Source organism: Mycolicibacterium wolinskyi (genome assembly GCF_002101965.1).
Lineage (GTDB): Bacteria > Actinomycetota > Actinomycetes > Mycobacteriales > Mycobacteriaceae > Mycobacterium > Mycobacterium wolinskyi.
On record NZ_LQQA01000036.1, the window covers coordinates 53,163 to 70,431 of the forward strand.

A 17,269-nucleotide genomic window follows, 5' to 3' on the forward strand; every position below is an offset into this window, starting at 1 on the left:
TAATGAACTTCGGATGACTGCCGGGTAATTGGCGCGGCCGCCGAGCCGGTCTTTCGAGGTCATCACGCTGGTAACACCGTCGGTAAGGCCGTCGGTAGAAGGGTCGAGTCACCGAAAATCGGATTTTGCACAAGATGCCGTTCCGGGGCGAGCAAAATATGATCGTCGCGGCATTTCGTCGGGGAAGTACAGGAATTGGGGCCGAACGGGTGAAGACGGTACTGGGACTGTCAGTGACGTCGGACGGCGTCGGCTGGGTCCTTGTCGACGGCGATGCACCGGACGGCACTCCCCTGGACGACGACGCGTTCGACGTCGACACCGCCGACGAGCTCGCCGACCGCGGGGCCGCGGCCGCACGGGGCGCGCGCTCCATCGCCGCGTCGAGCGGGCAGGAGGTCCGGGCCGTCGGCGTCACGTGGTCCGAGGATGTCGACGCCGAGGCCAGGCAACTGATCGCAGCGCTTGCGGCGGCGGGCTTCGCCGATGTGCGCGTGGTGCCGGGAGCCGACCGCGATGATGACGCCGCCGAGCCCAAGCTGTCTCTCGCGCAAGCAGCGGCCCGCGCGGTCGCGACCGGTGCCATCGCCGTCCAGCGCACGCAGCCCGACGTCGACTCGGCCGTCAAGGCCAGAAGGTTCACGGGGCTTCGCGTCGGTGGTGCCGCTGCCGCCGCGGTGGTGATCGCCGTGCTGGTGGTGGGATCGCAATCCGTTCCCGAAGCTCTGCAGCCCGCGCCCGAGCCGCCCACCCCCGCGTCGGCCGGAAATCCGCAGGTCGTCAGCGTCGCGGTACCGCTCGTCGGCACCAAGCGCCCCGCTGTGGTCGAACCCGGTGCGGACGAGTCGGCCGAGCGCGCGGACCGCACGCCCGTGTACGAGCCGACGGAAGCCTTCGACACCGCGGTCGTGGAGTCCAGTCCGGTGGTTCAGGCCGCGCAACCCGCCGCGACGATCGAGCCGCCGGTGAGCGCACCGGAGCCCGCGTCGGCCGTCGTCGCACATCTGCCGGTCGCCGCCCTGCCCGGCCCGGCCGGCCCGCAGCTGTTCGCGCCGGGGCCCGTGCCTGCCGCGGCAACCGCGCCTGCCGCGGCCGCGCCGCAGGCACCTGTTGTCGCGCAAGCACCCGGCGTCGCGCAGGCACCTGTTGCCGAACCAGCACCGGCCATCGCGCCGCCGCCCCCGCCAATATTCGTCAATCCCTTCCTGGCCGGGCTGCCCTGACAAATTTGCGCATTCAATTTCTGTTTGCGTTAATTTGCTGCGTTTTCGTGTTCGCCGAAAATCCAATTCGCGGCACCAATAAGGCGTATTGTTCCGCATGGTCGGGGCCGTTACGAGGGGTTGGCCGCGGATGGCAATCGTTGCGACCATACGGCGTTACGCGGCCGTCGCATTGGCGGCCGCGTTAGCGCCCGGGGTGCTGGTCGCACACCCGGCCCACGCGTACTCGAATGCGCCGATCGAATTTCTCGACGTGCCCTCGTCTGCAATGGGCCGCGATATCCGGATTGAATTCCTCAGCGGCGGACCGGGTTCGCACGCGCTGTATCTGCTCGACAGCATGGAGGCGGGCGACGACCGCAACGGGTGGGATATCAACACCGCCGCATTCGATCTGTTCGACGGGTCCGGGCTCTCGGTCGTGATGCCGGTCGGCGGCAAGTCGAGCTTCTACAGCGACTGGTACGCACCGGCCGTCGGCAACGCGGGGACCGTCACCTACAAATGGGAGACGTTTCTGACCCAGGAGCTGCCGGCGTGGCTGGCCGCGAACCGGGATGTCGCGGCATCGGGCAACGCGGTCGTCGGGCTCTCGATGGGCGGATCGGCGGCACTGGTCCTCGCGGCGCACCACCCGGACCGGTTCGTCTACGCCGGCTCGCTGTCGGGCTTTCTCAACTTGTCTGCGGGGGACTGGCCCGGCAAGGTGCGGATCGCGATGATGTGGAACGGCGGCTTCAACCCCGACGCGATGTGGGGCCCGCCGGGTGATCCGGCCTGGGCGCGCAACGATCCCACGGTCAACGTCGGGCAGCTCGTCGCCAACAACACCCGGATCTGGATCTACTGCGGCAACGGCACACCGCGCGATCCGGCGCTGGCGAGTCCCGACGCGCCGATCGGCGGGCTCGGATTCCTCGAAGGGTTCGCGATCGATTCCAACCGGGCCTTCACCGACGCCTACATCGCGGCAGGCGGTCGCAACGGCGTGTTCGATTTCCCGGACGGGATACACAGTTGGGGGTACTGGGAGCAGGAACTGCAGCGGATGAAACCCGACCTGCTGCAGGTCGTCGGGTCAGTGCCCCAGGACAGCAGACCGAGCGAACTCGCGGACCCGGTCCTTGGCGACCTTGCCGTTTCCGGTCAGCGGTAGCGCGTCGACGAACAGCACCACGCGCGGGCGTTTGAAACCTGCGATGGCACAACGCACATGCTCGATCAGCTCGTCGGCAGACGGCTCGCGGCCCGCCACCGGCACGACGACCGCACACACCGCCTCGCCCCAGTAGTCGTCGGGAACCCCCACGACGGCGACCATGTCGACATCGGGATGACCGGACAACACGTCTTCGACCTCACGTGAGGACACGTTCTCCCCGCCGGTGACGATGACGTCCTTGAGCCGGTCCACCACGAACAGCCGACCGTCGGCGTCGAGGCGCCCGACATCGCCGGTGCGCAGCCACCCGTCGGTCGTACCGGGCTGAGCCGGCCAGTACCGGGGTGCGACCTGATCGCCCCGCACCACGATCTCACCGACGTCGCCGACGGCCAGGGGCATGCCGTCCGCGCCGACGATGCCGACTTCGACGCCGCGATGCGGATGGCCGGCGCTCACGAGCAGCCGGGTATCGCCTGCCGCTCCGGCGCGGTGGTCGTCTGGGCCGAGAAACGTGATGTTGCCGCCCGTTTCGGTCATGCCGTAGCCCTGGTGGAAGTCGACGCCGAGCACGTCGATCGCGCGGCGCAGTAGATCCAGCGGCATGGCGGCCGACCCGTACGCGACGGCTTGCAGGGTCGGCAGTCGCGTACCGGTGCGTTCGAGATGGCCCAGTAACGAGTGCAGCATGGTCGGGGCCAGCGAGCACGATCGCACGGCGTGCGTGCGGACCAGATCGGCGAAGGCTTCCGGGCGGAACTGTGCGGTGAGCACGACCGTCGAGGCGGTCGCGTGGTGTACGAGCATGTTGTAGCCGGCGATGTGACACATCGGGAACGGCAACAGATACACCCCGCCCGGTTGCACCGAGCGGCCGGCGACAGTTCCACGGACCGCCGCGAGAATCGAACGATGGCTGTGCACAACACCTTTCGGGGCGCCGGTGGAGCCACTGGTGAACAGCAGCCACGCCGGATCATCCGGACCCGCGGCGTCGGGGAATTGCGGGTCAGCCGTTGTCGCATCCCGCCAGGCGGCCGAATCGAAGGTCACCAGGTGCGAATCGTCGGGGGTGTTGTCCAGGGCCGACAGGTATTTCGCGTCACCTAGCACGAGCGCGGGACGGGTGGCGTCCAATTGCGCAACCTGCTCGGCGGGGCTCAGCCGTTGATTGATCAGGGTCAGCACCCGGCCGCTGCGGGGGACTCCGTAATAGAGCAAGGCGTAGGCGGCGCCGTTGTCGGCGATGACCGCGACCCGGTCGGCCGGATCGGTGCGTGAGGCGGTCCACGCGGCGACGGAACGGATCTGGCGATCGAACTCGGCGAATCCCGTCGTCGTACCGTCATCGGTGATGAGCGCCGCGCGGTCGGGTGCGGTGCGCGCGGCTTCCGCGATCAGCTCGTGCAGCAAATTCATAGCTGCTCACACCGGGTGGGCACCCTTGACCTCACGGCGCGCGGACTGCTACACATGGCCTCAGCTTATGCAGTTGAGCGATCGCCCAAAAATTGACCGTGCGCGGCGGCTGGGAGCGGCTGCGCATTGTCGTGGGCTGAGTCAGCCGCGCACCTGCTCGGCGCCGATCGCGGCGCGGGCGGGCGCGATCGTCGGTTCGGGGTAGCCGGCGCCGGTGACCACGTCGCGCACGGTACTGCCGACCGTGTCCGCCAGGTCGGTGGGAACCAGTGCGATCACACATCCGCCGAATCCGCCACCGGTCATCCGTGCCCCGAGCGCACCGGCACGCACCGCCGTGTCGGCGATCAAGTCGATGTGCGGGGTGGTGATCTCGAAGTCGTCGCGCATCGATGCATGCGAGGCCGTGAGGATCTCGCCGGCCTTGGCGTAGTCGGAAACCTCAAGTGCCGCAACGAAATCGAAAACCCGCTGGTTCTCGGTGAGGATATGGCGAGCGCGTCGGGTGTCTTCGGGGTCGGCCAGCCCGTCGAGGGCGGCCAGTCCGCGGGATTGCAGCTCGCGCAGCGAATCGACCTGCAGCGCAGCGGCGACCCGCTCACACGACGCCCGGCGGGACGCGTACTCGCCGCCGGCATGACGATGTGCGGCACGGGAATTCATCACCAACAAGGATATGCCCGCCGAATCGGGGTCGAACGGTACCGGTTTCACCGTGAGGTCGCGGAAGTCGATGAGCATCGCGTGCTGCGGTTGGCCGAACAGCGAGGCGAGCTGGTCCATCAGGCCGGTCGGCGCGCCGACGTAGGTGTTCTCGGCCCGTTGCGCGATGCGGGCCTGCTCGACCCGGTCGATGGACTGTCCGCTGGTGAGCGCCGCCAGCACCGCGCATTCCAGCGCCGCCGACGACGCCAGGCCCGAGCCCATCTCGACATCGCTGGTGATGGTCATGGCGCCGCCGGTGACCGGGTGGCCTGCCGTGCGCAGGGACCACATCACCCCCGCGATGTATGCCGCCCAGCCGGTGATGTCTCCGGGAGCGGTGCCGAGCGGTATGTCCACCTGGCCCGATTCGCGATCGCTTCGCACCGTGATCGAGTCCGAATCATCGGGCCGGTACTGCACGACGACGCGTTGCGGCAACGCGATCGGTAACGCCCAACCGAGGTTGTAATCGGTGTGCTCGCCGATCAGGTTGATGCGGCCGGGAGCCGCGTAGGTGACCATCACAGCTCCGCCAGCCGTGCCGCGACGCTCTCGGGCGTCACGTCGCTGATGAAGGCGTCCATGGCCGATTCCGAACCGGCCAGGTACTTGAGTTTGGTCGCGCTGCGCCGCACCGACATCAGCTCGACATGGAAGTAGCCCTCTCGCTGGTCGTCGCGGTCGCGGTACTGGTGCAACGCCGAAATATAGGGCAGCGGTGTGGGATACATGCGGTCGAACCTCTGCAGGATGTCGCGGTAGATCTCGGCGAAGCCGTCCAGCTCGTCGTCGCCGAGCTCGGTCAGGTTGTGTGCGAAACGGTTTGGATAGATGTGAACCTCCACCGGCCAGCGGGCCGCGAACGGCACGAACGCGGTGAACAGCTCGGTGCGCGCGACAACACGCACGCCCGCGGTGAGCTCGCGGGCCAGCAGATCGGCGAACAGGTTGGTGCCGTTGCGGGCGCGGTGCTCGCGCGCGGCGCGCAACATCTGCTCGGTACGCGGCGTGAGATACGGATAACCGTAGATCTGGCCGTGGGGGTGGTTGAGGGTCACCCCGATCTCCTCGCCGCGGTTCTCGAAGCAGAACACCTGCTGTATCGCACTGCGGCTCAACAGGTCCGCGGTGCGGTGCCGCCACGCCGAAACCACCAGCCGGGCATGGGGGAGCGGCAGCTGCGCGAACGCACCGGTGTGGTCGCTCGAGAAGCAGATGACCTCGCAGCGACCGTGCCCGGGCGCCGCGACGAATTCGGCGCCGCCGGTGTCGGGCAACGAGAACGCCGAATCCCCGGACAGGCTGGGAAAGCGGTTCTCGAAGACGACGACGTCGTAGTCCGGTGCGGGGATCTCGCTCGTCTCGCCGGACGGTCCCGGGCACAGCGGGCACCGGTCGGCGGCCGGCAGGTAGGTGCGATCCTGCCGGAGTGCCGCGATGACCACCCACTGGCCGGTCTGGCGGTCGAAACGCAACTGCGACATCTGTTTTCCGCGCGCGGGCAACGGGCGGCGATCCGGTACCGGGTCCGCGGTGTGGCCCGGCAGCGAGAAGTACAGTTGCTCGCGGCCGTCGGCCAATGTCCAGCGCAGGGGCTCGGTCATGACTGTCCCGGCACCTGCGCGATCACGACATTGCCGACCAGGCCCGCCAATGCGGCGCGATCCTCGTCGGCCAGCCCGTCGTCGACGATCAGGGTGTCGACCTGCCCGAGGCCGGCGAAGACGTTCGTGCCGATCTCGCCGTACTTGGTGTGGTCGGCCAGCACCACGAGCTGGGCGCCGATCCCGATCAGCGTCCGGTTCGTCTGCGCCTCAGCGATGTTGGGTGAGGTCAACCCGGCCTGCGGATCGAACCCGTGCACGCCGAGGTAGGTCGCGTCGACCCGGAACGATGCGAGTGCCGCGTCGGCGATGGGGCCCACCAGCGCATCCGAGGGCGTGCGTGTACCACCGGTGAGATAGACCTGCGGAGCGTCGGCGCCGTCGGTCGACGGTGCGGTCAGCACATCGAAGACCGTGAGGGAGTTCGTGACCACGGTGATCGACGGCCGGTGCCGGAGCCTGCGGGCCAATTCGGTTGTCGTGGTGCCCGCGCTGATCGCGATGGTGACGCCGTCGGCGACCATGCCTGCCGCGACATCGGCGATCGCGGCCTTCTCGGCCCGCTGCTGGGCGGCCTTGACCGACGACCACGGCTCCTCGCCGCGGTTGTGCCGGGTGACCGCGCCGCCGTGCACCTTGCGCAGCAGATCCTCGGCGTCCATGGCATCGAGGTCGCGGCGCACGGTCATCTCCGACACCGCCAGCTGGGCGGCGAGCTCGGCCACGCGCACCGCGCCACCCGAGTTCAGCGCACGCAGGATTGCGCGTCGGCGTTCAGCGGCCAACATTCGGCGGTGGCACCTCCTTCGAGTAGATGCGGCAAACGAACAGTAACAAACAAATTCTCACCGAATGCCTCATATTCTCGTCCCATCCCTGTTACCTTCTGGTTGTTTTCGTTGGAACCTGATACCTCAGAAGGTGTGGATGACCACAGATTTGGCGACGACCACCCTCGCGGCTGACAGTGTTCTGCGCCTGTCCGTCGGCGCGCTCGACTACCTGTTGATCGCGATCTACTTCGTCTTCGTCCTGGGAATCGGCTATATCGCCCGCAGCCAGATCTCGACGAGCCTGGACTTCTTCCTGTCCGGCCGCCGGTTGCCCGCGTGGGTGACGGGCCTGGCGTTCGTATCGGCCAACCTCGGCGCCATCGAGATCATGGGCATGTCGGCCAACGGAGCCGAGATCGGCCTGTCCACGATGCACTACTACTGGATCGGCGCCGTCCCGGCCATGCTGTTCCTCGGCGTCGTGATGATGCCGTTCTACTACGGCTCCAAGGTCCGCAGTGTGCCCGAGTTCATGCGGAGGCGCTTCGGGCCCGGCGCACACCTCGTGAACGCGATCAGCTTCGCCGTCGCTCAGGTACTGATCGCGGGCGTCAACCTGTTCCTGCTGGCCACCGTCATCAACGTGCTGATCGGCTGGAACCGCTGGCTGTCGTTGATCGTCGCCGCCGTCATCGTGCTCACTTACACTGCGCTGGGCGGGCTTTCGGCCGCCATCTACAACGAGGTGCTGCAGTTCTTCGTGATCCTCGCCGCGCTCGTGCCGCTCACGGTGTTCGGCCTGATCAAGGTCGGCGGGTGGAGCGGCCTCAAGGAGAAGGTCATCGACACCACGACCGACGGCACGGTGACCGCCTCGGTACACGAACAGCTCACGACGTGGCCAGGACAAGCGTTGTCGGGCTTCGACAGCCCGCTGTGGTCGGTCATCGGCATCGTCTTCGGTCTCGGCTTCGTGCTGTCCTTCGGCTACTGGACCACGAACTTCGTCGAGGTGCAGCGCGCCATGGCCTCGAACTCGATCTCGGCCGCCAGGCGATCACCGATCATCGCGTCGTTCCCGAAGATGTTCATCCCGTTCGTCGTGGTGATCCCTGGCATGATCGCGGCGGCCGCGATCGGTGACGTCATCAACCTGAAAACCACCGGCACCGGCGACATCACCTACAACGACGCGATGCTCGTGATGATCCGCGACATCCTGCCGAACGGCCTGATCGGCGTCGCGGTCACGGGTCTGCTCGCGTCGTTCATGGCGGGCATGGCCGCCAACATCTCGGCGTTCAACACCGTGTTCAGCTACGACATCTGGCAGCAGTACGTGGTCAAGGACCGGCCCGACGGCTACTACATCCTGGTCGGGCGGATCGCGACGGTCGCGGCCACGGTGCTGGCGATCTTCACCGCGCTGATCGCCGCGGGCTACTCGAACCTGATGGACTATCTGCAGACGTTGTTCGGGTTCTTCAACGCGCCACTGTTCGCGACGTTCATCCTCGGCATGTTCTGGAAGCGGATGACCCCCACCGCGGGCTGGATGGGGCTGGTGGCCGGAACCCTTTCCGCCGTATTCGTTTTCATCCTGTCCGAGGTGGGCGTGATCAACCTGCCCGGCCAGGGCATGCCGTTCGTGGCGGCGGCCGCGGCCTTCGTCGTCGACATCGTCGTCAGCGTCGTCGTCAGCATGGCGACGAGGCCGAAACCCGCCGCTGAACTGGTCGGCCTGGTCTATTCGGAGACGCCGCGCGAGATCTTCCACGACCCCGAGAGCGCCGGTAAACCGTGGTATCTGCGTGCGACGCCGCTCGCCGGCGTCGCGCTGGCCCTCACCGTGATCCTCAACATCATCTTCCACTGAGCCGGGAGTCCGAATGTCAAGCACTGCAAGGACCAAGCCGCAGTTTCGGCTGTTCGACATCCGCAACATCATCGGTGCGCTACTGGAGATCTACGGCGTGGTGTTGCTCATCGCGGGCCTCGTGCCGGCCGTACTGGCCGACCGTCACGAGGAGACGACCAACAATCGCGTCGACCTCTACATCGGAACCGACGCCAACTGGTGGGTCGGCGTGTGTCTGCTCGTCGTCGCCGCCGTCTTCTTCGCGTGGGCCTACCTGCGACCCGTCGACGACGAACAGGGGTGATCGCGGCGTCGAGAACAACGAAATGGTCGAAGTTTCATTGGGAGATCGACCTTTTCGTCGTTCTCGGTAGCGTTACGCGGAGCTGTCGGCGCTCTCGGTGGCGACCGACTTGGCCCAGCGATAGTCCGCTTTCCCGGCAGGGGAGCGGACGATCTTCGGCGCCCGGATGAACGCCTTCGGGATCTTGTAGCGCGCGATCGAACGCTGACACACCTCGACGAGTTCGTCGTCGCTGGCCGACGCGCCGTCGGCGAACTGCACGACCGCGACGACCTCGCTGCCCCAGCGTTCCGACGGCCGGCCCACGACCACGACGTCGTAGACGGCCGGATGCGCGGCCACCGCGCGTTCGACCTCCTCGACGAAGATCTTCTCGCCGCCGGAGTTGATGGTGACCGAGTCGCGGCCCAGCAGCTGAATCCGCCCGTCGGGCAAGACATTTGCGCGATCACCCGGCACCGACCAGCGCACGCCGTCGATGGTGGGGAAGGTGCGCGCGGTCTTGGCCTCGTCACCGAGGTAGCCGAGCGGGATGAGGTCGCGGCGGGCCAGCCAGCCCCCACCTTCGCCCGGGCCGAGCACCCGGCTGAGATCCTCGGCGACCACGGCCGTGTCGGACTGCGGGTTGAACGTGGCGACATCGGTCTCGGCACCCGCGGTTGCGTACGTGCTCATCTGGGCGCCGGACTCCGACGCCCCGACCGCGTCGAGCAACATGAGATGCGGCAGCGCGGTCAGGATGCGTTCGCGCACGGTCGGTGACAGCGGGGCGCCGCCGTTGCTGATCGTCACGAGGCCCGACAGGTCGTAATTGCCGGTCTCGATCTCGTCGAGCAGTGGCCGCGCGATCGCGTCGCCGACCACCGGAATGCTCAGCACCCGTTCACGTTCGGCGAGGCGCAGCGCGGCGTCGGGCTGCAACCGCACGACGTCGTCGGGTATGACCAGCCGCCCGCCCATCGTGATGGCGTTGTAGGCCGCCCACTGCGCGGCGCCGTGCATGAACGGCGGGATCATGAGCATCGACATCGCGCCCGCCGACGCGCGCGCCTTGTCCGCGAGTTCGTCGTACGAACTCAGGAATGTGTCGCTGCCGAACGGGCGCCCGCCCATCGAGGACAGGAAGATGTCGTGCTGGCGCCACAGCACGCCCTTGGGCATGCCGGTGGTGCCGCCCGTGTAGAGGATGTAGAGGTCGTCGCCGGACGGGGTCGGCATGTCCGCGGGCGCGGGCGTCGTCAGGATCGTCTCGTAGTCCACCGCGCCCGGCAGCAGCTCGTGCCCCGACTCGTCGGCGACCTGGATGAGCACCGCCAGATTCGGCAGCCGGTCGCGGATCGCGGCCACGCGCGGCGCGAACTCGGCGTTGTAGATCAGGGCGCGCGCATTCGAATCGGTCAGCAGATAGAGGAGTTCTTCCTCGACATAGCGGTAGCTGACGTTGAACGGGGCGACCCGGGCCCGGTAACTGCCGATCATCGACTCGAGGTACTCGTTGCCGTTGCGCAGATAGATCCCGAGGTGGTCCTGCCCCGATTCGTGACCGGCCAGCGCAGCGCGCTCGGTGTGCGCGCCCAACCCGGCCGACACCAGGTAGTGGGCGAAACCGTCGACGCGCGCGTCGAACTGCGAATAGCTCAACCGGCGGTCCCGCCACACCAGGAAGGTCTGATCGGGGATGGCGCGGGCCACCGTTGAGAAGACTGTGGACAGGTCGAACGTCACATCACCGCTCATGGCACTCCTGTGTGCATGGATTTTGGTGCCACGACCATACACCGGTCACATAGTTGTATGGCCGGGTGCCGGATGTGAATCAGCTGGGGAAGAACCCGTTGCCCGTCAACACGCCGGGCTGCCAGCCGCGTGCGCCGAGGCACAGCATCGGCCGGCCATCGGGTGACTGCGCGGCTGCCTGCGGGCCGGGACACGGCGAGCCGATCTCCTGCACCCCGTGCAGCGGATAGGCGTGGGTCCAGAAGCCGGTCGTGACGGGCGGCCACTGATTGGGGATCCACCGGCACTGCAACGGTTCCCCGCCGGGGCCCCGGCCGAAGACGTTGCGCTCCCAGCTGAAGCACGGGGCGCCTTGATGCGCCTCGTAACTCATGCCAGGCACATCGGTCGGATACCGGCCCGGCTCGTCGAAATACATGTTGTCGTCGGCGGCCGCACCGGCCGCCGTTGCCAGTGCGGCTCCCGTGATCGCCGCGGCGACGCACAGTTCGCGAATCATGTCTCACCCTCAGGTCTGCCGGCCAGGTCGTTTGTCCTGGGCCCGAAGCCTAACCGGTGGCGCCCGCGCTCCGTCGGCTTTTGCCGACCGGCCTACTCGGTGGTGTCGGTGGTGTCGGCGCGGGTGGTGTCGGTGTCGAGCACGCTGACCGCGATGCCGTACGGCAGGAACCGCACCCGGCGCACCGGATCGGTATTGGTGGCGTTCGCGCGCAGTGCGTCGAGCTCGGTGGGGAAGACCTGTTCGATGTGGGCACCGCCGTTGTCGTCGACGGTGTAGATCGCCCACACGCCGTCGCCCTTCTCGCCGGTGGTCTCCGGCTCGGTGCGCGGACGCGACATCCGGCTGAACTCGTCGAGCAGCCCGGCCCACCCGGCACGCTCACCGGACGTGGTGAAAAACCTGGTCATGCCCTCGAGCGCGTCGCGCAGCCCTTCGCCGGCCTCGCGGGCGACACGATCGAAGTCCTCGGGATCGAATCCGAAAGGTCCGTTGCCGCTCATCGCGACCTCCTAGTCAAACCGCAGTCAACTACCAGTGTGCGCGCAGCCGGCGCGATGCGGGATGGTAAACGAACCATATGAGCTTCACACGTGCCGAGCTACTGGTCGCGGCGGAACGATCGCCGCAGGCCGCGGGCGCCCACGACCGCGACGGGTGGGTCGGGCTGTTCGCTGACGGCGGACAGGTCGAGGACCCGGTTGGCTCGCGGCCGCACATCGGTCGCGAGCGGATCGCCCGCTTCTACGACACCTTCATCGGCCCGCGTGACATCACGTTCCACCGCGACGTCGACATCGTCGACGCCACCACGGTGATCCGCGATCTCGAACTCGAGGTGGCGATGGGCTCATCGGTCACCATGAGGATTCCGGCGTACCTGCGATATGTACTGCGGGCCGGGGCCGACGGCCCGCAGATCGCCGAACTGCAGGCCTACTGGGAGTTGCCCGCGATGGTCGGCCAGTTCGCACGCAACGGCCTCGGTGCGGTTCCGGCCGGTCTGCAGCTGACCGGCGCGCTGCTGCGAAACCAGGGTCCGGCGGGCGCCGTGGGCTTTGCGAGCGGGTTCCGCGGCGCGGGACGGCGGGGCCGGAAACTGTTCACCGGGCTGCTCACCGACCTGTGCGCGGGTGACGAGGTGGCGCTGCGCCGCAGGCTCAAACGCGACACCGCGGTGCTGGCGGGCGACACCGCCCCGCTGACGGCATCGCGGCTCGTCGAACAGACAGCCGGGGCGAATTGGCGCAAGGTGATCGCGTCGGGTCACAGTTTCGTGGCCGGCCTGGACTCGGGCGGGCGGCGGGCCGTGCTCATCGCCGACCTGACCGCAAAACCGGTCGCCGTGGAACGGTTGCGCTACTTCGCCGAGTGATCGGCCATACCGGCCCGGTTGTATCGCCACGGGCAGCCGGCGTGAGACGGTATCTACACCATGGCTGACCACGACTACATCACCTACGAGGAATTCGGGCGCCGATTCTTCGAGATCGCCGTATCCGAGGATCGGGTCGGCGACGCCATCGGGGCCATCGCGGGCGATGCGTTCGAGATGGGTCCGATCGGCCAGGGACCGGGCAAGATCGCCAAGGTCACGGCGCGCGTGCAGATCCAGAAGCCCAGGGTGAGCCGTCAGGTCGGCGACAGAATCAGCTTTTCCATCCGGATACCGCTGGAGATCGACATGGTCATCGATCTGCGGATCGACCGGCCGCAGTTCATGGTGTTCGGTGAGATCGACCTGCGGGCAACGGCATTGGCCGCCGAGCCGCTGCTGCTGATCCTCGACGTGAAAAAGCCCCGCCCGTCCGACATCTCGATCCACGTGACGTCGAAGTCGTTGCGTGCCGAGGTGCTGCGCATCCTGGCCGGCGTGGATGACGAGATCAAACGCTTCATCGCGGCCCACGTTGCCGGTGAGATCGACAGCCCGGAATCCGAGAAGGCCAAGGTGATCGACGTCGCCAGAGAGCTCGACTCGGCCTGGACCGGGATCTGATCGCGCCAGCCCGTACGATTCACAGCATGCAGCGCAGAACCGTCCTGGCCATCCGTGTGCTCGCCGCCGCGGCAGCGATCGCGACCGGAGGGGCCGTCGCCGCCGCACCGGCCGGTGCCGATCCGGTCGACCCGGCGTTCATCGATGCGCTCAGCCAGGCCGGCGTCGCGGCGGCCGATCCCGCTCAGGCGATGACCGTCGGGCAGTCGGTGTGCCCGATGCTCGCCGAGCCGGGGCAGACCGTTGCCGATGTCGCCGCCAAGGTCGCCGACACCGGCGGCATGCCGATCGGGCCTGCGACGATGTTCACCGGGGTCGCGATATCCACGTTCTGCCCGGCGATGGTGGCCAAGATGGGCGAGGGTGTGCCGGCCGATCTGGCGAACCTCCCGCTCTCGATTCTCGGTTTCTAAGCGCTCAGGCTCAGCAGCACCGGGCGGCGCGGTGCTCGGCCCGCGCCGGCCGAGCGGCCGCGCAGGTGGCGCCAGATCCACGGCATGAGCATGTTCTGTGTCCACAACGCCTGCGAATAGGCGCGCGACCGAAACGACTGCGGTTCCGCCGCGCCGCCGGCATGAGCCCAATCATGGCTGCTGCCAGGCAATCCCAGGGCCTCGGCGGCGGCAGCGGCGAACAGCATGTGGCCCTTGGCCGAGCCGTGTACCCGGTCGGGGCTCCAGGTCTCGGCCTCCCGCATCGACGCCGCCGAGTACAGATCGACCAACCGGAACCCGTACCGGTCGGCGGCCGCGGTGATGGCGGCGTTGATGTGCAGCACCCGTTTCCCGAGCAGCCGGCCCACCGGCAAGATCTGCGTGATGTCGGGGAAGGTCGTCGTCACCACCGTGGCACCGGATGCGGAGAGCGCGGCGTAGATGCGCTCCAGATCGTCGAGCGCCCGGTTGAACGACCGCCCGGGCCGGGTGACGTCGTTCATGCCGATGCAGATGGTGACCAGATCGGGGCGCATGGACAACGCTTGGGGGAGTTGGTCGGACAACACATCGCTGATCCGGTGGCCGCGCACCGCGAGATTGGCGTAGCCCAGGCCCGGATAGTGCCCGTCGAGTTCGAGCGCGAGGCGGTCCGCGAATCCCATCAGGCCGACGGTGTCGTCGCCGTCCCACAATCCTTCGGTCTGGCTGTCGCCCAGCGCGACATACCGGGTAAAGCTTGGCACGCTGGCGACTTTAGCGCCGCGCCGATGCACACGGTCGGCGACCCGGCCGGCAAATCACAAGAGGGGCGCCCGAATTGGGCGCCCCTCCATGACGTTTGGGAGAAGTTTGGCGTTACTTCACGTCCACGTAAACGGTCTTGTCGGTGACGGTCGTCTGCAAGCTGTCACCGGGATTACCGGAATCGGTACGTGAGAACGTCTGTCCCGGGCGCACCGCGACGACGGTGGCCTTGTCGAGCGGGGTCGAGCCGGTCCGGTTGACGATCACGGTATAGCCCTGCGACTGGAGTTCACTGATGGTCTCCTGGGCGTTACCCGGTCCGGTAGGCGCTGCCTGCGCCGGTGCGGCGAGGCCGATCACAGCCGCAACAGCTCCACCCGCGAGTGCGGTAGCAAATCCGAGCTTCCTCATCTTTCGTGCCTTCTTTCATTGTTCGGTTGTGTCGCGAGTCGAGGTGCGGCGCGTGTGTCGTGCGTTCACCCAGCGCTCATCGCTAAGTTCCCTGAGGGTTACATCGTGTTAAACACCCAGTTCAGAGATTTCATTCCCACTGCGCGAATTTGTTGTCAGTGGCCTGATTTCTGTGTTCGGGTTCCACTCGAAGGAACGGGTGAGACGGCCGTCTCACTCGTGTAAGTGACCCGCTTCATACCAAACCAGCAAAGTGATGGCGGTTACGGTCGGCGCATCTGCCACTCGGGCAGGGTCGCCTCGACCCGCAGCAGGTGCGGCGTGAACCGGATACCGGTCACCTGCAGCCCGTGCGGCAGTTCGGGCAGGCGGACGGGATACGACGGCGTGCGCCGCGGCACCGCCCAGCGCCGTCGCCCGACGACCAGACGCGTGGGGACAAACCGCAGCGTCGACCCGTCGAGGCGCACATCCAACTCGACATGCCCCAGCCGGGGGCGGCGGGCCAACCGCACCCGGGCCAAACCGTCGCCGCCCACCTGGACCCGTAGCCGCGGGACGGTGCGGGCGAGCAGTTCGTCGAGCGCGGGCGAAGCGGCCTCGAGTGTCAGTTCGACCGGCCTGGCCACCACCACCGGCGGTACTGACGGCCGGATGTGCACGTTGTGCAGTGTCACCGTGGCCCGTGCGAAACGGAGGCCGCGCCAACGGATGTCGCGGGCGCCGAGGTGGACGCGTCCCAGTTGGCCCGCCGCCAACGTGCGGGCGTCGAGTCGAGATCCGACGTCGGTGACGGTCAGGGCCACGGAGTCACCGCCGAGACGTGCCGTGAGCCGGCGGCCGACCAGGAGCCGTCGCATCCTCAGCCGTACCGGATGTGTCACCGCACCAGCATCCGTCATCGCCGCCGCCGGTGTCGCGCCCGCCCCGACTCCGGCCGCGCGTAACGTGCTCGGAATGGCCAAACTGAGTGCCGGGTTGCTGCTCTACCGCGTCGTCGACGACACCGTGGAGGTGCTGCTCGCCCATCCGGGCGGGCCGTTCTGGGCACGCAAGGATGACGGAGCGTGGTCGGTGCCGAAAGGCGAATACACCGACGACGAAGATCCATGGGCGGCCGCCCAGCGCGAGTTTGGCGAGGAATTGGGTGCGCCGCCACCCGCGGGTCCGCGACGGGACCTCGTCCCGGTGCGGCAGGCCGGCGGCAAGGTCGTCACCGCGTTCGCGGTGCGTGCGGATTTCGATGTGACGCACGCGCGTAGCAATACGTTCACCCTGGAGTGGCCGAAGGGCTCGGGGAAAGTCAGGGAGTTTCCCGAAATCGACCGCGTTGCGTGGCTTCCGGTGGCCGTTGCCCGGACGAAGATGCTGGCCGGGCAGCGCCCGCTACTCGATCAACTGATGGCCGCGCCGGATCTGGCGGGTTGCCATGAGGGTGGGGACGCAGACGGCGCAGCGGCCGGGTCTCGATAGCGTTGATGGTCAACGCGCGCCCATGGATACGCCAGCCTTTCGGCGTCAGCAGATACTCGTCGTCGTAACGCATGTGCCACACGAGGTCGGTCGGATGATCGGGGCCGAAGGACCAGTGGTGGGCGACGGCGGTGATGCGGCCCAGCGCATATCCGGCGTCGGTGCCCGGGGCGTAGACCTCGCCGACGATCTCATGCTGCGTGCGCACCACCTCGGTCAGCGCCGACAATGCCGTGCGCACGCCGTCGCGGCCATCCCAGCGCCGCACCGGATCCAAGCGTGCCGGCGGCTCGGGTAGCCGCAATTCGGCTGTCTCGGTGAACAATTCCGTGACATCGCCGAATCGGCGGTCATCGACCGCGGCCGCGTACAGGTGCACCAGATCAGCCAGGGCGAGGCGGTCGGCCACGGCGAGGGTCATGCCGTGAGCCCCAATCGCCGCGCGCACGCAGAGAGCGTGTCGCATGCTTCGGCGATGTCGCCGAGCGGTGGCATCGCCAGCACCAGCCGGTCGGCACCCAGATCCGCCAGCCGCCCGGCCCGGTCGGCATCGATCTTGGTGACCAGATGTCCCAGCGACAATTCCAAAGCCGAAGGGTCGCGGCCGGTTTCGTCGGCCTCGGCCCGCATGACCGCCAGCAGCTCGTCGAGTTCGGCACCGGCCACGCCCAGCGGCTGGAACCCGTCGCCGAGCCGGCCCGCGCGGCGCGCCGCCGCGCGACTGTGCCCGCCGATGTGAATCGGTATGGGCCGGGCCGGTTTCGGGTAGCTCATCGCGTGCGCGAAATCGAAGAACTCGCCGTGGAATTCGGCGCCCGCCGGCTGGTCCGCCCACAGTGTGCGCAGTACCGCGATCTGCTCGTCGGCGCGGGGCCCACAGGTCAGCAGGTAACCGGCGGCGCGCTCGGGATCGGTGCACAC

General features: G+C 67.7%; 19 protein-coding genes and 1 pseudogene. 8 read left to right on the forward strand and 12 right to left on the reverse strand.

Features of this window, described 5'->3' with window-relative positions:
- Positions 1-158 precede the first annotated feature (158 nt).
- Complete coding sequence (locus AWC31_RS37045; RefSeq protein WP_474626686.1) at positions 159-1,223, forward strand: DUF7159 family protein; 1,065 nt, start codon at positions 159-161, stop codon at positions 1,221-1,223.
- Between the two features lie 130 nt (positions 1,224-1,353).
- Positions 1,354-2,379, forward strand: coding sequence for an esterase family protein (locus AWC31_RS36555; RefSeq protein WP_085150772.1), 1,026 nt, complete (start codon positions 1,354-1,356; stop codon positions 2,377-2,379).
- On the opposite strand, the gene AWC31_RS36560 is transcribed toward AWC31_RS36555, so the two are convergent.
- The 4 genes from AWC31_RS36560 to AWC31_RS36575 form a co-directional block, all read right to left on the reverse strand.
- Positions 2,302-3,804 carry an AMP-binding protein gene (locus AWC31_RS36560; RefSeq protein WP_085150774.1) on the reverse strand — a complete coding sequence of 501 codons (1,503 nt, stop codon included), beginning with the start codon at positions 3,802-3,804 and terminating at the stop codon, positions 2,302-2,304. The two genes, AWC31_RS36555 and AWC31_RS36560, sit on opposite strands and share 78 nt — an antisense overlap.
- A 141-nt stretch (positions 3,805-3,945) precedes the next feature.
- A complete protein-coding gene (locus AWC31_RS36565) occupies positions 3,946-5,034 on the reverse strand; it encodes a galactokinase (RefSeq protein ID WP_207626505.1) in 1,089 nt (362 codons plus the stop codon).
- Positions 5,031-6,113, reverse strand: coding sequence for a galactose-1-phosphate uridylyltransferase (galT, locus tag AWC31_RS36570; RefSeq protein ID WP_085150778.1), 1,083 nt, complete (start codon positions 6,111-6,113; stop codon positions 5,031-5,033). The genes AWC31_RS36565 and galT overlap by 4 nt, the downstream gene beginning before the upstream one ends.
- Positions 6,110-6,901 (reverse strand): DeoR/GlpR family DNA-binding transcription regulator, encoded by a 792-nt coding sequence (locus tag AWC31_RS36575; RefSeq protein WP_085150780.1) that lies wholly within the window; start codon positions 6,899-6,901, stop codon positions 6,110-6,112. Before AWC31_RS36575 ends, galT begins: the two co-directional genes overlap by 4 nt.
- Positions 6,902-7,040: 139 nt before the next feature.
- Between AWC31_RS36575 and AWC31_RS36580 the strand changes: the two genes are divergently transcribed.
- On the forward strand, positions 7,041-8,762 hold the full coding sequence (locus AWC31_RS36580) for a sodium:solute symporter family protein (RefSeq protein ID WP_067851925.1): 1,722 nt from the start codon (positions 7,041-7,043) through the stop codon (positions 8,760-8,762).
- 13 nt (positions 8,763-8,775) lie between these two features.
- On the forward strand, positions 8,776-9,048 hold the full coding sequence (locus AWC31_RS36585; RefSeq protein ID WP_085150782.1) for a hypothetical protein: 273 nt from the start codon (positions 8,776-8,778) through the stop codon (positions 9,046-9,048).
- Positions 9,049-9,120: 72 nt separating this feature from the next.
- Here the strand turns inward: AWC31_RS36585 and AWC31_RS36590 are convergent, their stop codons facing one another.
- The 3 genes from AWC31_RS36590 to AWC31_RS36600 all read right to left on the reverse strand — a co-directional run bounded on the left by AWC31_RS36590 (position 9,121) and on the right by AWC31_RS36600 (position 11,787).
- The gene (locus AWC31_RS36590) at positions 9,121-10,785 is read right to left on the reverse strand and encodes an acyl-CoA synthetase (protein WP_085150784.1); all 1,665 of its coding nucleotides are present in this window, start codon (positions 10,783-10,785) and stop codon (positions 9,121-9,123) included.
- Positions 10,786-10,864: 79 nt separating this feature from the next.
- Positions 10,865-11,284 (reverse strand): hypothetical protein, encoded by a 420-nt coding sequence (locus AWC31_RS36595; RefSeq protein WP_085150786.1) that lies wholly within the window; start codon positions 11,282-11,284, stop codon positions 10,865-10,867.
- Between the two features lie 92 nt (positions 11,285-11,376).
- Positions 11,377-11,787, reverse strand: coding sequence for an Rv0313 family protein (locus AWC31_RS36600; protein WP_085150788.1), 411 nt, complete (start codon positions 11,785-11,787; stop codon positions 11,377-11,379).
- Between the two features lie 77 nt (positions 11,788-11,864).
- Between AWC31_RS36600 and AWC31_RS36605 the strand changes: the two genes are divergently transcribed.
- From AWC31_RS36605 to AWC31_RS36615, 3 genes are read left to right on the forward strand one after another with little or no spacing between them, the layout of a single operon-like run.
- Entirely contained in the window at positions 11,865-12,659 is a 795-nt protein-coding gene (locus AWC31_RS36605) for a nuclear transport factor 2 family protein (protein ID WP_085150790.1), read from the forward strand.
- A 60-nt stretch (positions 12,660-12,719) separates the two neighbouring features.
- Positions 12,720-13,283, forward strand: a complete 564-nt coding sequence (locus AWC31_RS36610) for a hypothetical protein (protein ID WP_067851919.1) — start codon at positions 12,720-12,722, stop codon at positions 13,281-13,283.
- A gap of 26 nt (positions 13,284-13,309) precedes the next feature.
- Positions 13,310-13,696, forward strand: a complete 387-nt coding sequence (locus AWC31_RS36615) for a DUF732 domain-containing protein (RefSeq protein WP_085150792.1) — start codon at positions 13,310-13,312, stop codon at positions 13,694-13,696.
- On the opposite strand, the gene AWC31_RS36620 is transcribed toward AWC31_RS36615, so the two are convergent.
- From AWC31_RS36620 to AWC31_RS36630, 3 genes are all read right to left on the reverse strand, one after another.
- Entirely contained in the window at positions 13,693-14,463 is a 771-nt protein-coding gene (locus AWC31_RS36620) for an SGNH/GDSL hydrolase family protein (protein WP_085150794.1), read from the reverse strand. The two genes, AWC31_RS36615 and AWC31_RS36620, sit on opposite strands and share 4 nt — an antisense overlap.
- A gap of 112 nt (positions 14,464-14,575) precedes the next feature.
- Complete coding sequence (locus AWC31_RS36625) at positions 14,576-14,875, reverse strand: hypothetical protein (RefSeq protein ID WP_085150796.1); 300 nt, start codon at positions 14,873-14,875, stop codon at positions 14,576-14,578.
- A gap of 263 nt (positions 14,876-15,138) precedes the next feature.
- Entirely contained in the window at positions 15,139-15,777 is a 639-nt protein-coding gene (locus AWC31_RS36630; protein ID WP_085150798.1) for an LmeA family phospholipid-binding protein, read from the reverse strand.
- A gap of 55 nt (positions 15,778-15,832) precedes the next feature.
- Here AWC31_RS36630 and AWC31_RS36635 point away from each other — a divergent pair, with 55 nt between their 5' ends.
- Positions 15,833-16,348: an NUDIX hydrolase gene (locus AWC31_RS36635; protein WP_067851914.1), complete on the forward strand. Its 516-nt coding sequence runs from the start codon at positions 15,833-15,835 to the stop codon at positions 16,346-16,348.
- A gap of 76 nt (positions 16,349-16,424) precedes the next feature.
- Here the strand turns inward: AWC31_RS36635 and AWC31_RS36640 are convergent.
- Both AWC31_RS36640 and AWC31_RS36645 read right to left on the reverse strand, forming a co-directional pair.
- A pseudogene (locus AWC31_RS36640) lies at positions 16,425-16,814 on the reverse strand (nuclear transport factor 2 family protein); the annotation flags it as partial.
- Positions 16,766-17,269: LLM class flavin-dependent oxidoreductase (locus AWC31_RS36645; protein WP_133060251.1), on the reverse strand; the 504-nt coding region annotated here is incomplete at its 5' end. The pseudogene AWC31_RS36640 and the gene AWC31_RS36645, both read right to left, overlap by 49 nt.

Excerpts from the sequence above, each read along its gene's own strand:
- AWC31_RS36585 (WP_085150782.1), top strand. The coding sequence starts at position 8,776 with ATGTCAAGCACTGCAAGGACCAAGCCGCAGTTTCGGCTGTTCGACATC.
- AWC31_RS36590 (WP_085150784.1), bottom strand. The coding sequence starts at position 10,785 with ATGAGCGGTGATGTGACGTTCGACCTGTCCACAGTCTTCTCAACGGTG.
- galT (WP_085150778.1), bottom strand. The coding sequence starts at position 6,113 with ATGACCGAGCCCCTGCGCTGGACATTGGCCGACGGCCGCGAGCAACTG.
- AWC31_RS36615 (WP_085150792.1), top strand. The coding sequence starts at position 13,310 with ATGCAGCGCAGAACCGTCCTGGCCATCCGTGTGCTCGCCGCCGCGGCA.
- AWC31_RS36610 (WP_067851919.1), top strand. The coding sequence starts at position 12,720 with ATGGCTGACCACGACTACATCACCTACGAGGAATTCGGGCGCCGATTC.
- AWC31_RS36575 (WP_085150780.1), bottom strand. The coding sequence starts at position 6,901 with ATGTTGGCCGCTGAACGCCGACGCGCAATCCTGCGTGCGCTGAACTCG.
- AWC31_RS36560 (WP_085150774.1), bottom strand. The coding sequence starts at position 3,804 with ATGAATTTGCTGCACGAGCTGATCGCGGAAGCCGCGCGCACCGCACCC.
- AWC31_RS36630 (WP_085150798.1), bottom strand. The coding sequence starts at position 15,777 with ATGACGGATGCTGGTGCGGTGACACATCCGGTACGGCTGAGGATGCGA.
- AWC31_RS36580 (WP_067851925.1), top strand. The coding sequence starts at position 7,041 with ATGACCACAGATTTGGCGACGACCACCCTCGCGGCTGACAGTGTTCTG.
- AWC31_RS36635 (WP_067851914.1), top strand. The coding sequence starts at position 15,833 with ATGGCCAAACTGAGTGCCGGGTTGCTGCTCTACCGCGTCGTCGACGAC.
- AWC31_RS36555 (WP_085150772.1), top strand. The coding sequence starts at position 1,354 with ATGGCAATCGTTGCGACCATACGGCGTTACGCGGCCGTCGCATTGGCG.
- AWC31_RS36595 (WP_085150786.1), bottom strand. The coding sequence starts at position 11,284 with ATGATTCGCGAACTGTGCGTCGCCGCGGCGATCACGGGAGCCGCACTG.
- AWC31_RS36625 (WP_085150796.1), bottom strand. The coding sequence starts at position 14,875 with ATGAGGAAGCTCGGATTTGCTACCGCACTCGCGGGTGGAGCTGTTGCG.
- AWC31_RS36605 (WP_085150790.1), top strand. The coding sequence starts at position 11,865 with ATGAGCTTCACACGTGCCGAGCTACTGGTCGCGGCGGAACGATCGCCG.
- AWC31_RS37045 (WP_474626686.1), top strand. The coding sequence starts at position 159 with ATGATCGTCGCGGCATTTCGTCGGGGAAGTACAGGAATTGGGGCCGAA.
- AWC31_RS36600 (WP_085150788.1), bottom strand. The coding sequence starts at position 11,787 with ATGAGCGGCAACGGACCTTTCGGATTCGATCCCGAGGACTTCGATCGT.